Here is a 13106-nt window from a genome sequence, read left to right as displayed (position 1 = left end):
CGCGATTGCCGCCCAGAAGTCATGTCCAACCCCAAGTCCCTCATCCCCACGCCGTTCCACGACCAGGCCCGCATGCGCCGCCGCGGCCTGTACTGGCTGACGCCGGCGATCGTGCTCGTGCTGTACCTGTGCGTGATGGGCGCGTTCTTCTGGCTGCAGCGCATCCGCGACGACAGCGTCATGTTCGTCACCATCGACCAGGAGATGCGCCAGCAGCGGCTGATGTGGGTGGTGATCGCGCTGTCCTGCGTGATCGTGGTGAGCCTGCTGATGCTGTGGCGCTACACCCGCTTTCGCTCCACGGCCGAGGCCGCGCTGATCGCCGAGACCGCCTTTCGCCGCGCAATGGAAAACTCCATGTCCACCGGCATGCGCGTGCTCGACATGGAAGGCCGCATCGCCTATGTCAATCCGGCCTTCTGCCGCATGATCGGCTGGAACGAGGCAGACCTGGTGGGCCGCTCCGCGCCCTACCCCTACTGGGTGCCCGGCCGCCACGACCAACACCAGCACACGCTGGAAGTACTGATGTCGGGCAAGGCGCCCAACAGCGGCCTGGAACTGCAAGCCCAGCGCCGCGACGGTTCGCGCTTTGCCGCACGCCTGTATGTATCGCCGCTGCTGGACCCGAACGGCAACCAGATCGGCTGGATGACCTCCATGACCGACATTACCGAACCCAAACGCATCCGCGAGGCATTGACGGCTGCGCACGAGCGCTTCATGACGGTGCTCGAAGGCCTGGACGATGCCATTTCGGTAACGGCCGACACACACGACAGCCTGGAACTGCTCTTTGCCAACCGCACCTACCGGCGCATCTTCGGTGCGCAGACGGGCGGCCACGACGAGTTGCTGGCCGGGCGCCGCGGCCGCTTCACCGACGAGTCGGTGGAAGTGTTCGCCCCCTCGGTGCAGCGCTGGTTCGAGGTGCATCACCGCATGCTGGCCTGGACCGACGGGCGCCGCGTACGCATGCAAGTGGCGCGCGACATCACCGAGCGCCGCAAGCACGAGGAAGCCTCGCGCGTCCAGCAGGAAAAGATTCAAATCACCAGCCGCCTGACCACCATGGGCGAGATGGCCTCCTCGCTGGCGCACGAACTGAACCAGCCGCTAACGGCCATCTACAACTACAGCATGGGTGCGGTAGCCCTGGTCAAGGCCGGCCACACCAGCCCGAATATGCTGTTGCCCGCGCTGGAGAAGGCGGCCGCCCAGGCCGAGCGAGCGGGCAAAATCATCAGCCGCATCCGCGAGTTCGTCAAACGCAGCGAACCGCGCCGCCAGGCCGTGCCCATCCGCCGCATCGTCGACAACGCCATCGGTTTCGCCGAGATCGACGCACGCAAGCGCCGCATCCGCATCGACAACTTCATCCCTTCTGATGCCCCCGACGTGCTGGCCGACCCGATACTCATCGAACAAGTGCTGCTCAACCTGATCAAGAACGGCATGGAGGCCATGGAAAAGCGCGAGCCGGACGAGCTCAAGGTCGTCGTGATCCCGCACGAGCAGCAGCTGGAAGTGGCCGTGGTCGACCGCGGCCACGGCATCACCGATCCCGAGCGCCTGTTCGAGCCTTTCTTCAGCACCAAAACCCAGGGCCTGGGCATGGGCTTGAATATTTGCCGTACCATTATCGAATCCCACCATGGCCGCCTCTGGGCGGACCCGAACCCGGCCGGCGGCACGATCTTCAGGTTCACCCTGCCGACCGTCGATCCCAAAAACCCACTGCAGCACGATCAGTCCGAGGAGTTGCACGCATGACCTCCCCCTCCACGCCCAGCACCGTCTTCATCGTCGACGACGATGAAGCCGTGCGCGATTCGCTGCGCTGGCTGCTCGAAGCCAACGGCTACCGGGTGCGCCCCTACGCCAGCGCCGAGACCTTTCTGGACGAGTACGACCCTGGACAGATCGGCGTACTGATCGTCGACGTGCGCATGCCGGGCATGAGCGGCCTGGAGCTGCAGGAGCAGTTGATCGCACGCAAGGCGCCGCTGCCCATCGTCTTCATCACCGGTCACGGCGACGTGCCCATGGCGGTGTCCACGATCAAGAAGGGCGCGGTCGATTTTCTCGAGAAGCCTTTCAACGAGGCCGATCTGCGCGATACCGTGGCCCGCATGCTCGAACAGGCGGCGCAGCGCATCAGCCAATACCAGGCGCAACGCGACCATGAAGCCATGCTGGCCCGCCTGACGGCGCGCGAGCAGCAAGTGCTCGGACGCATCGTGGCGGGCCGCCTTAACAAGCAGATCGCCGACGATCTGGGCATCAGCATCAAGACCGTCGAAGCGCACCGGGCCAACATCATGGAAAAGCTCGAGGTGACGACGGTGGCCGATTTGATGAAGGTGGCGTTGGCCAAGCCCGAGACGGCTTGATCGGTGGCTTGAGTTCTTGAGCCGCATCGGCGCCGCGGGCATAAAGTGCTCCGGCTTCGAAGTGCCGGGTTCGGCCGCCGCCTTAGGCGGCCGAAGTCCCTGCGGGACTGCCCCGTCACTTAGGCGCCTGCGCTTTACGCCCGCGGCGCCGATGCTTAAAGCATCTCCATCCAATTCATACCAAGACAAGAGAAATACGATGTCTGCACACATCATCGATGGGAAAGCCCTGTCCGCGAAAATCCGCGAAGAAGTCGCCGAGCGCGTCGCGGCCCTGAAGGCCAAGGGCGTCACGCCCGGCTTGGCTGTGGTGCTGGTAGGAGAAGATCCGGCGTCCCAGGTCTATGTCCGCAATAAGGTAGAGGCCTGCCAGAAGGCCGGGCTGCATTCGGTCAAGGAACAGTATCCGGCCGACATGAGCGAAGCCCAGTTGCTGGCCCGCATCGACGCGCTCAATGCCGACCCTTCCATACACGGCATTCTGGTGCAATTGCCCCTGCCCAAGCACATGGACGCGCACAAAGTCATCGAGGCCATCGCGCCCGAGAAGGATGTGGACGGTTTTCACGTCAGCAACGCAGGCATGCTCATGACCGGCCAGCCGCTGTTTCGGCCCTGCACACCCTACGGCGTGATGAAGATGCTGGAAGCCGACGGCGTGACGCTGCGCGGCGCCGAGGCCGTGATCGTAGGCGCCAGCAATATCGTGGGCAAGCCCATGGCCATGCTGCTGCTGCAGGCCGGCGCCACGGTGACGATCTGCAATTCCAAGACCCGCGACCTGGGCGCCCAGACGCGCCGCGCCGACGTGCTGGTGGTCGCCACCGGCAAGCGCGGCATGGTCACCGGCGACATGATCAAACCGGGCGCGGCGGTGATCGACGTGGGCATCAACCGCGGCCCGGACGGCAAGCTGTGCGGCGACGTGGACTTCGCCTCGGCGGTGGAAGTGGCCGGTTCGATCACGCCCGTGCCGGGTGGCGTGGGACCCATGACCATCGCGATGCTGCTGGTCAATACCGTCGAGGCTGCCGAGCGCACCGCGGCATAGCCGCATGGCTGAGGAGCGCTCAGAGAACCGGGAACCGCCGGGCACCTTGACGCAACCGGAATCAGCCCCCATATGAAGGGTGCCGATATGGACCATAATCACGCCTCGTTCACGCGGCCTCGCCGCTCTTGCCTGCCTTCACGATCATGACTGCCTCCAATCCCCTGCTCGCTCCCGTAGCCGACCTGATCGACTATGCCGCCGTCCGCCCCGAGCACATCGCCCCCGCCGTGGACGAATTGCTGGAACTGGCCCGCAAGGCGGTGGATCATGCGGCCGACCCCGCGCTGCCTGCCAGCTGGGAAGCCGTGGTCGAGCCGCTGGATAGCGCCTCAGAGCGGCTGTGGCGGGCCTGGTCGGTGGCGGGCCACCTCAACGCCGTGGTCAATACGCCCGAGTTGCGCCAGGCCTACAACGCCGCGCTGCCCAGGATCACCGAGTTCTCTACATGGGTGGGGCTGCACGAAGGTTTGTACCGCCAATACCGTCGCCTGCACGAGGCCCCGGGCTACGCTGCCTGGCCGGCAGTGCGACGGCGCGTGGTCGATCTAGCCCTGCGCGATTTTCGATTGAGCGGCGTCGAGCTGCAAGGGGCCGATCGCGAACGCTATGCCGAGATTTCAGAGCGCCAAGCGCAAACTTCGCAGAAATTCTCCGAAAACACGCTGGACGCGGTCGATGCCTGGTCGCTGCTCATCGAAGATGCCGACCGTCTTGAAGGCTTACCCGCCGACGTGCTTGCCTCCGCCCGCGAGACGGCGCAGGCGCAAGACAAATCCGGCCACATGCTCACGCTGAAGATGCCCTGCTACATCCCGGTGATGCAGTATGCGCGCGACCGGGCATTGCGCGAGAAGTTGTACCGCGCCTACGGCACCATCGCTTCTGAACAGGGCGACCCGCAATACGATAATTCCCCGCTCATCGAGGAGCTGCTGGCCCTGCGCAGCGAGGAGGCCCGACTGCTGGGCTACCGCGATTTCGCCGACCTGAGCCTGCAGACCCGCATGGCGCGGTCTTCCGAGGAAGTGATCAGGTTCCTGCGCGACCTGGCGCGCCGCGCCAAGCCCTATGCCCAGCGCGACCTGGCCCAACTGCGCGAATACGCCGCTCGCGAACTGGGCATGGATGATCTGCAGCCCTGGGATATCCCCTATGCCTGCGAGCGGCTGCGCGAATCGCGCTACGCCTACTCCGAAGACGAGCTCAAGCAGTACTTCACCGAGCCGCGCGTACTGGCGGGCCTGTTCGAAGTGATCGAATCGCTATTCGGAGTACGGCTGCGCGAAACCGAGGTATCGGCCTGGCATCCCGATGTGCGCGGCGTACGCGTCGAGAACACGTCCGGCGATCTGGTGGGGCATTTGTATCTGGACCTGTACGCGCGCGCTGGAAAGCAGGGCGGCGCCTGGGTCGACGGCGAGCGCAATCGCCGCAAGGTCGCCGGTCGGCTGCAAACGCCGGTCGCGTACCTGAACTGCAATTACGCCAAACCCGCCGCCGGCAACCCCGCCCTGCTGACCCACGACGACGTCATCACCCTCTTTCACGAAACCGGCCATGCCTTGCATGCCCTGCTCAGCGAAGTGGACGAACCGGGCGCCGCGGCCTTCGCCAGCGTCGAATGGGATGCCATCGAGCTGCCTTCGCAATTCATGGAGAACTTCTGCTGGGAGTGGCCGGTGCTGCAGAAGCTGTCGGCCCATGTGGGCGACGGCCGCGGGCTGCCCCGCGCGCTGTACGACAAACTCCTGGCCGCGCGCAATTTCCAGAGCGGCATGCAGACCGTGCGGCAGGTTGAATTCGCGCTCTTCGACATGCTCATGCACGCCCGCGACCAGGCGCCGACCACGCCCCAAGTGCTGGACCTGCTAGAGCAGGTGCGCGCGGAAGTGGCCGTGCTCTTTCCGCCCGCCTGGCATCGCATGCCGCACAACTTCTCGCATCTGTTCGCAGGCGGCTACGGCGCGGGCTACTACAGCTACAAATGGGCCGAGGTGCTTTCGGCCGATGCCTATGCCGCCTTCGAAGAGGCCGCCCAGACGTCAGGTCAGGGTCCGCTGGATGCGCAGACCGGACAGCGCTTTCGCCGGGAGATCCTGGCCGTGGGCGGTGCCCGGCCGGCTGCCGAATCCTTCCAGGCCTTCCGCGGCCGGCAACCCAGCATCGATGCTCTGCTGCGCCACAGCGGCATGGTCGTCCAGGCCTGACTCCACCCAGAGGCTGTTACATCTCGGACGGGGTTATGCTCGGCGGCTTGGGTATCATCCTTGCACCCTTTCACTCCTCTTCTATCAGGAGCATACGCATGCACATTATCATCATGATCGTCGTCGGCTTTATTGTCGGCCTGATCGCGCGCGCCATCATGCCGGGCAACCAGAGCATGGGCATCATCATGACCACGATCCTGGGCATCATCGGATCCGTGGTCGCGAACTATCTGGGCCAAGCCATGCACTGGTATGGCCCTGGCCAGGCTGCCGGATTCATAGGCTCGGTAATCGGCGCGATCATCGTCCTGTTGGTGGTGGGCCTGATTCACAGGTCGATGCGCCGCTAGGGTCTGTCAACAGCCCCCAGACCATGCCAATTTCCCCAAGCAGGAAAACGGCCGGTGGAGCGATCCACCGGCCGTTTGGTTTTCGCCCTGCGCCCCGGTTCAGCCTATGAGCGCGGTGCGGCTGGCGGCGGCGCGGCGACCGACTTCCCGGTCCAGCCGCCGCCCAGCGCCTTGTACAGGTTGATCTGATTGTCCAGCCGCGCCAGACGCGTGGCGATCAGGCCTTGCTGGGCCGCATAGAGCGAGCGCTGCGAATCCAGCACACTGAGGTAGTTGTCCACCCCGGAGTCGAAGCGCTGCTGCGACAGCTTGAGCGCCAGTTGGCTGGCATCGACCAGCTTGCGCTGCGCGCGGATCTCATCGTCCAGCGTGCCGCGCCCGGCCAGCGCGTCGGCCACCTCGCGAAAACCAGTCTGGATGGCTTTTTCGTAGGTTGCGACCTGGATTTTCTTGCGCACATGGGCCAGGTCCAGATTGGCAAGGAGCGAACCGCCCTGGAAAATGGGCAGGTTGATCTTGGGCACCAGACTCCAGGCTTCCGATCCCGGCATGAACAGGCCCGTCAGGCTATTGCTGGCCGTACCCGCGAAACCCGTGAGCGAAATCGAAGGAAAGAAGGCCGCGCGCGCCGCGCCGATATTGGCATTGGCTGCAAGCAGCTGATGCTCGGCCGCGCGGATGTCGGGTCGGCGCTCGAGCAGATCCGAAGGCAGTCCGGCGGGCAGTTCCAGCGGCAAGGCATCGTCGGGCAGGCGGCGCGCCCGGTTCAGTTGGGCCGCGATATCGGCCGGCAAAGGCTCGCCCACCAGCAGCGCCAGGGCATTGCGGTCCTGCGCCACCCGCCTCAGGTACTGGGCCTGATTGCTCTGGGCCGTACGCAGCGTGGTTTCGGCCTGGGTCAAGTCGAGCGCGCTGTCCACGCCCTGGTCATAGCTTTGCTTGATCAGATCGTAGGAAGCCTGCTGGGCCTTGAGCGTGCCCGTCGTCAGGTCCAGCAGTTCCTGGTCGGCGCGCAGTGTGAAGTAGGCCGTGGCCGTCTGGGAGATCAGGCTGAGCTGGGCGGCGACACGCGTGTCGTCCTGCGCCAGGTAGTTTTCCAGGGCGGCCTTGGTCAGGCTCCGGACCTGGCCGAACAGGTCGATCTGCCAGGAAATGCTCGGACCCACCTGCCAATCCTGAGTACTGGCTTTGTTGCCGGACGCGGTCAGGCTGGCCGGAATGCGCTGCGCCGTTTCCGTGCCTGAGACGGCCGCCGAAGGCATCAGGCTGGCGCGCTGGATGCGGTACTGCGCCTGCAACGCCTGGACGTTGAGCACGGCCACGCGCAGGTCGCGATTGTCTTTCAGCGACAGCGCGATCAGGTGCTGCAGCAGCGGATCCTGGAAGAAGTCGCGCCAGCCCACATCGGCGGCCGGCCCCCGGACAGGCTTGCCCTGGTCCTTGGACGCATGCGTGTAGCCTGGGCCGCTAGGGTAGCTGGCATCCACCGGCGCAGCGGGCCGGTGATAGACAGGCGCCAGGGTGCAACCGGCCAGCATGCCGGCCAGGGCGAGGAACAGGGACAGATTCGCCTTTCTCATCGAAAACCTCATCACGAATGGTCTCCGGAGGTCGTATCGGTTGACGGCTCGGAAGTGCCGGGCTTGGCGTGCTTGTCGACCCTTTCGCTGATGCGCGTGACCTTGAACCACTTGAGCACCGTGACGAAGAAAGTGGGCACAAAGAAGATCACCAGCAAGGTACCCGTCAACATGCCGCCAATCACCCCGGTGCCGATGGCATTCTGGCTGCCCGAGCCCGCACCGTTAGCCAGCGCCAGCGGCAGCACGCCCAGAATAAAGGCCATGGACGTCATGAGAATGGGGCGAAGTCGCTGCCGCGCCGCGTGGATGGCCGACTCGGCCAGACTGCCGCCCTGCTCGAAATGCTCCTTGGCGAACTCCACGATCAGGATGGCATTCTTGGCTGCCAGACCCACCGTGGTAAGCAGACCCACCTGGAAGTAGACATCGTTGGACAGGCCCCGCAACAGCGTGGCCAGCAGCGCGCCGACCACGCCCAGCGGCACCACCAGCATCACCGCCGTGGGGATGCTCCAGCTTTCGTACAGCGCGGCCAGACACAGGAACACCACGAGCAGGGAAATGGCGTAGAGCGCCGGCGCTTGCTGGCCGGCCGCCTTTTCTTCATACGACAGGCCGGTCCATTCGTAGCCTATGCCCTTGGGCAGTTTGGCGGCGATGCGCTCCATCTCGGACATGGCTTCGCCCGAGCTGTACCCAGGCGCGGGCATGCCCTGGATCTCGAAGGCCGGCACGCCGTTGTAGCGGTTGAGCTTTTCCGGGCCGAACTGCCAGGTGCCACTGGAAAACGCCGAGAACGGCACCATGGCGCCGCTGGCGTTGCGCACATACCATTTGTCCAGGTCCTGCGGCAGCATCCGGCCGCTGGCATCGCCCATGAGAAAGACTTTCTTGACCCGGCCGCGGTCGATGAAGTCGTTCACGTAGGACGACCCCCAGGCGATGGACAGCACGTTGTCCAGGTCGGCCACCGACACGCCCAGAGCCTTGGCCTTTTCGCGATCGATGTTCAGCTTGTACTGCGCCGCGTCCTCGATACCATTGGGCCGCACGGCCATCAGCTTGGGATCGCGCATGGCCTCGGCAAGCAACTGGTTGCGCGCCGCCAGCAGCGCCTGGTGTCCCAGGCCGGCCTGGTCTTCGAGCATGAAGTCAAAGCCCGTGGCGTTGCCCAGTTCCATCACGGCGGGCGGGGCAAACACGGCGATCTGGGCATCGTGGATGTCGCGGGCGAACACGGCATTGAGCCGGGCCGCGATCGCGGCGGCGTGCATGCTGGACGCCCTGCGCTGCTTCCAGTCCTTGAGCTTGATGAATATGATGGCCGCGTTCTGGCCGCGTCCGCCAAAATTAAAGCCCGTCACCAGGAAGGCGGCATCCACGGCGTCCTTCTCCTGGTTGAGCAGGTAATTGATGGCCTGGTTGGCCGAACTGCGCGTGCGCTCGGTGGTGGCGCCGGGTGGCGCCGAGACCTGGGCAAATAGAATGCCCTGGTCTTCGTTGGGCAGGAACGACGTGGGGATGTGCGCGAACAGATAGGCCATACCCAGCACGATCAGCGCATAGATCAGGTATACCCGCTTGACCTTGCCCAGCACCCGAGACACGGTGGCGCCGTAGTTGTTGCTGGCCCGTTCGAAACTGCGGTTGAACCAGCCGAAGAAACCCCTGCGCGGCGCATGCGAAGGCGGCTGCAGGATCGTGGCGCACAATGCCGGCGTGAACACGATGGCCACCAGCACCGACAACGCCATCGAGGACACGATGGTGATGGAGAATTGTCGATAGATCACGCCGGTGGCGCCGCCGAAGAAGGCCATGGGAATGAACACCGCCGCCAGCACCATGGCGATGCCGACCAGCGCACCGGTGATCTGCTCCATGGACTTGCGCGTGGCCTGCAACGGCGTGAGGTGTTCCTCGTGCATGACGCGTTCGACGTTTTCGACCACCACAATGGCGTCGTCGACCAGCAGGCCGATGGCCAGCACCATGCCGAACATGGTGAGCGTATTGATAGTGAAGCCGAACGCATTGAGCACGGCGAAGGCACCGAGCAGCACCACCGGCACCGCCAGCGTCGGCACCAGCGTGGCGCGGATGTTCTGCAGGAACAGATACATCACCAGAAACACCAGGATGATGGCTTCGATCAGCGTCTGGACCACGTCGTCGATGGACAGCTTTACGAAGGGCGTGGTGTCGTAGGGATAGACCACGTCCATGCCTGGCGGGAAGAAAGGCTTGAGGCGGTCGATGGTCTTATGCACGTTCTGCACGGTATCGAGCGCATTGGCGCCCGGCGCCAGCTTGATGGCCAGGCCCGCGGCCGGCTGGCCGTTATAGGCGGTATCGATGCTGTAGATCTGCGCCCCAAGCTCGATGCGCGCCACATCGCGCAGCAGCACCCGCGAACCGTCAGGGTTGACCTTGAGCAAGATCTTGCCGAACTCCTGGGGCGTGTTCAGGCGCGAAGGGCCGACCACCGTAGCGGTGAGCTGCTGGCCGGGCAAGGCAGGCTGCTGGCCCAGTTGGCCCGCGGCGATCTGGACGTTCTGGTCCTTGATGGCGTTGGATACGTCGATGGCCGTGAGCTTGTAGCCCGCCAGCTTGGTCGGGTCGAGCCAGATGCGCATGGCATAGGGCGAGCCGAACAGCTGGAAGTCGCCCACGCCCTCGGTGCGGCTGATCGGATCCTGCACGTACGAGGCCACGTAGTCAGCCAGGTCGGCCCGGTCCATGGAGCCGTTGCGCGAGATGAAGGCCGCCACGGTCAGGAAGTTCTTGGTGGCCTTGTTGACCCGCAGGCCCTGCTGCTGCACTTCCTGCGGCAGCAGGGGCTGCGCCAGCGACAACTTGTTCTGCACCTGCACCTGCGCGATGTCAGGGTTGGTACCCTGCGCGAAGGTCAGCGTAATGGTCATGCTGCCATCGCCGTTGCTCTCGGAATACATGTACTCGAGGTGATCCAGGCCGCTCATCTGCTGCTCGATCACCTGCACCACCGCATCCTGCACGGTCTGGGCCGAGGCGCCCGGATAGGTCGCCTGGATGGCGATGGACGGCGGCGCGATACTGGGATACTGCGCCACCGACATGGTGTGGATGGATAGCAGGCCCGCCAGCATCAGCACAATGGCGATGACCCAGGCGAAGACCGGCCGGTCGATGAAAAACTTGGCCATGGTCGGCTCCTCTTACTTCGCTTGCTGCGCGGCTTGGCCCTGGACCTGGCCCTGGATCTCGACCTGCACGGGAGCGGACGGCTTCCACTCTTGCGGATTGACAACGACACCCGGATGCACGCGCTGCACGCCTTCGACAATGACCCGGTCGCCGGCCTTCAAGCCGCCGGTCACCAGCCATTGGTCGCCGATGGCGCGGTCGGTCTTGATGACGCGCAGCTCGACCTTGTTCTCGGGCGTAAGCATCAGCACAGTGGGTTCGCCGCGCTGGTCGCGCGTGACGCCGCGCTGCGGCACCAGAAGCCCCTGGGGCGCCACGCCGTCGCTCAGGGTGGCGCGCACGAACATACCGGGCAGGAGCATGTGGTCGGGATTGGGGAACCGAGCCCGGACGATGACCGAGCCTGTCGTCGGATCGACCGTGACTTCCGAAAACTCCATCTTGCCAGGCAGTGGATACGGCGTGCCGTCTTCGAGCGTCAGCCTGACCTCGGCCTGCTTGCCGTTGCTGCTCTTGATCCGGCCGTCGGCCAGGGCCTGCTTCAGACGCAGCAACTGCATGCTGGACTGGGCCACATCGACGTACATGGGGTCGATCTGCTGAACCGTGGCGATGGGATCGGCCTGGTTGGCGGTGACCAGCGCGCCTTCGGTCACGCTCGATCGGCCAATGATGCCGCTAATGGGCGAAAGCACCTTGGTATAGACCAGGTTGACGTGCGCGGTTTCAACCGCGGCCTTGGCCGACAGCACGTCGGCCGCGGCCTGCTGGGCGGCGGCCACGGCGTCGTCGTAGGCCTGGCGGCTTACGGCGTGGCTCTGGACCAGGGGCTTGTAGCGCTGGGCCAGCGCAGCGGCCGAACGCTGCGTCGCGATGGCCTTGGCCAGGGCGGCCTTGCTGCTGTCGTACTGGGCCTGGTAGAGGGCTGGATCGATCTGGTAGAGCTGCTGGTTCGCCTTGACCTCGCCGCCCTCGATGAACAGGCGCTTTTGCACGATGCCGTTGACCTGGGGCCGCACTTGGGCCTCGCGGTAGGCCGACGTGCGGCCCGGCAGTTCCGTGGTGAGATTGACCGCCTGCGGCTTGAGCGTGACCACCCAGACCTCGGGCTTGGCTCCCGCCTGGGCGCTTGCTTGCTTCTTGCCACAAGCCGTCAAACCCATGGACAAAGAAAGCGCCAGCGCCAACACGCGCAGAATCAGACTCGATTTTTTCATGCTAGAAATATCCTGAAAACAGCCGCACACCCCGGCCCTTAAAGGGGCATATTGCGATGCAAAACGGGCATTTTGCGACATCTCGATACGCAAGCATAGGGATAAAAACGAAAACATTATTCCGCATATGGGACAATCAGGCGATTCATCCGTCGCCCCCTATTGCGATGCACCCGCTGCAAGGCATCTATCTGTTCGTCGAAGTCGCCAAGACCCGCAACTTCAGCCGGGCCGCCGAATTGCTGGGCATACCCAAGTCCACGCTGTCGCGCCAGATCGCCGAGCTCGAGCGGGCCGTCGGTGTGCAGTTGCTCAGCCGGACCACCCGCAAGGTCGAGCTGACCGATGCCGGTCAACTCTACTTCGAGCGCTGCCGGCGCATTATCGCGGCAGCGCAGGTGGCCCACGAAGAGTTGCAGAATCTGGCTGAAACACCTTCCGGCCTGCTGCGAGTGAACATGCCGTCCGATTTCGGCACCGGACTGCTCACCGAAGTCTTCACCGACTTCTCAGATCGGTATTCCGAGGTTTGCTTCCACCTGGACCAGGCCAACCCCGAGCACGCCAGCCGCGTCTTCCAGAGCTGCGACATCGCCATCGAAATCGGCGAACGCCCCGACTCGACCCGCATCGCCCGGCAATTGGGCGTGCTGTACGGCTATCTGTACGCATCGCCCGCTTACCTGGCTCGCCACGGCGAGCCCAGGCATCCCAGCGACCTGGCCCGCCACCAGTGCCTGACGTATCGCGCGGAAAACAGCCGCATTGCGCGCTGGCCTCTGAGCAACGGCGATGCCCTGATCGAATTCGCGCCCCGCAGCCGATTCTCGATCAACACGATGACGATGATGCACAGCCTGACCGTGCAAGGCGCAGGGATAGGCATCATGGCGCGCGTCAGCAGCTTGCAGGCCGACCTGGCTGCGCACCGGCTACAGCGCGTGCTGCCCGAATGGCATGCCGGCCCCTATCCGGTCTACGCGGTGACCGAAAGCCGGCTACTGCCGGCCAAGACCCGGATCTTCATCGAATTCCTGATGCAGCGCCTGGACAGCGGCGCGGCGGTCCCGGGCGTGTTCGAAACCGTTGAGGACCTGGCTCGGGACGGCTGAG

The 13106-nt window shown here is 64.6% G+C and carries 9 protein-coding genes; 6 read left to right on the top strand and 3 right to left on the bottom strand.

Annotated elements, in window-relative coordinates:
- Window positions 1-21: 21 nt before the first annotated feature.
- From H143_RS0113545 to H143_RS0113525, 5 genes are all read left to right on the top strand, one after another.
- Window positions 22-1773, top strand: coding sequence for a PAS domain S-box protein (locus H143_RS0113545; protein ID WP_019938789.1), 1752 nt, complete (start codon window positions 22-24; stop codon window positions 1771-1773).
- The gene (locus H143_RS0113540; protein ID WP_019938788.1) at window positions 1770-2393 is read left to right on the top strand and encodes a response regulator transcription factor; all 624 of its coding nucleotides are present in this window, start codon (window positions 1770-1772) and stop codon (window positions 2391-2393) included. The genes H143_RS0113545 and H143_RS0113540 overlap by 4 nt, the downstream gene beginning before the upstream one ends.
- Before the next feature lie 199 nt (window positions 2394-2592).
- The gene (folD, locus tag H143_RS0113535; RefSeq protein ID WP_019938787.1) at window positions 2593-3444 is read left to right on the top strand and encodes a bifunctional methylenetetrahydrofolate dehydrogenase/methenyltetrahydrofolate cyclohydrolase FolD; all 852 of its coding nucleotides are present in this window, start codon (window positions 2593-2595) and stop codon (window positions 3442-3444) included.
- A 146-nt stretch (window positions 3445-3590) separates the two neighbouring features.
- Complete coding sequence (locus H143_RS0113530; protein WP_019938786.1) at window positions 3591-5654, top strand: M3 family metallopeptidase; 2064 nt, start codon at window positions 3591-3593, stop codon at window positions 5652-5654.
- A 98-nt stretch (window positions 5655-5752) separates the two neighbouring features.
- A complete protein-coding gene (locus tag H143_RS0113525; protein WP_019938785.1) occupies window positions 5753-6007 on the top strand; it encodes a GlsB/YeaQ/YmgE family stress response membrane protein in 255 nt (84 codons plus the stop codon).
- 104 nt (window positions 6008-6111) lie between these two features.
- Here the strand turns inward: H143_RS0113525 and H143_RS0113520 are convergent, their stop codons facing one another.
- The 3 genes from H143_RS0113520 to H143_RS0113510 are packed head-to-tail and all read right to left on the bottom strand — an operon-like array spanning window position 6112 to window position 11993.
- Complete coding sequence (locus H143_RS0113520) at window positions 6112-7587, bottom strand: efflux transporter outer membrane subunit (protein ID WP_155803395.1); 1476 nt, start codon at window positions 7585-7587, stop codon at window positions 6112-6114.
- 11 nt (window positions 7588-7598) lie between these two features.
- Window positions 7599-10775 (bottom strand): efflux RND transporter permease subunit, encoded by a 3177-nt coding sequence (locus H143_RS0113515; RefSeq protein ID WP_019938783.1) that lies wholly within the window; start codon window positions 10773-10775, stop codon window positions 7599-7601.
- A 12-nt stretch (window positions 10776-10787) separates the two neighbouring features.
- On the bottom strand, window positions 10788-11993 hold the full coding sequence (locus H143_RS0113510) for an efflux RND transporter periplasmic adaptor subunit (protein ID WP_019938782.1): 1206 nt from the start codon (window positions 11991-11993) through the stop codon (window positions 10788-10790).
- A 167-nt stretch (window positions 11994-12160) separates the two neighbouring features.
- Here H143_RS0113510 and H143_RS0113505 point away from each other — a divergent pair, with 167 nt between their 5' ends.
- Entirely contained in the window at window positions 12161-13105 is a 945-nt protein-coding gene (locus tag H143_RS0113505) for a LysR family transcriptional regulator (RefSeq protein ID WP_019938781.1), read from the top strand.
- Window position 13106: the final 1 nt, after the last annotated feature.

It is taken from the genome of Bordetella sp. FB-8 (assembly GCF_000382185.1).
In the GTDB taxonomy this organism is placed as follows: Bacteria; Pseudomonadota; Gammaproteobacteria; order Burkholderiales; family Burkholderiaceae_B; genus Bordetella.
This window is presented reverse-complemented; position numbering and strand designations above follow the sequence as displayed.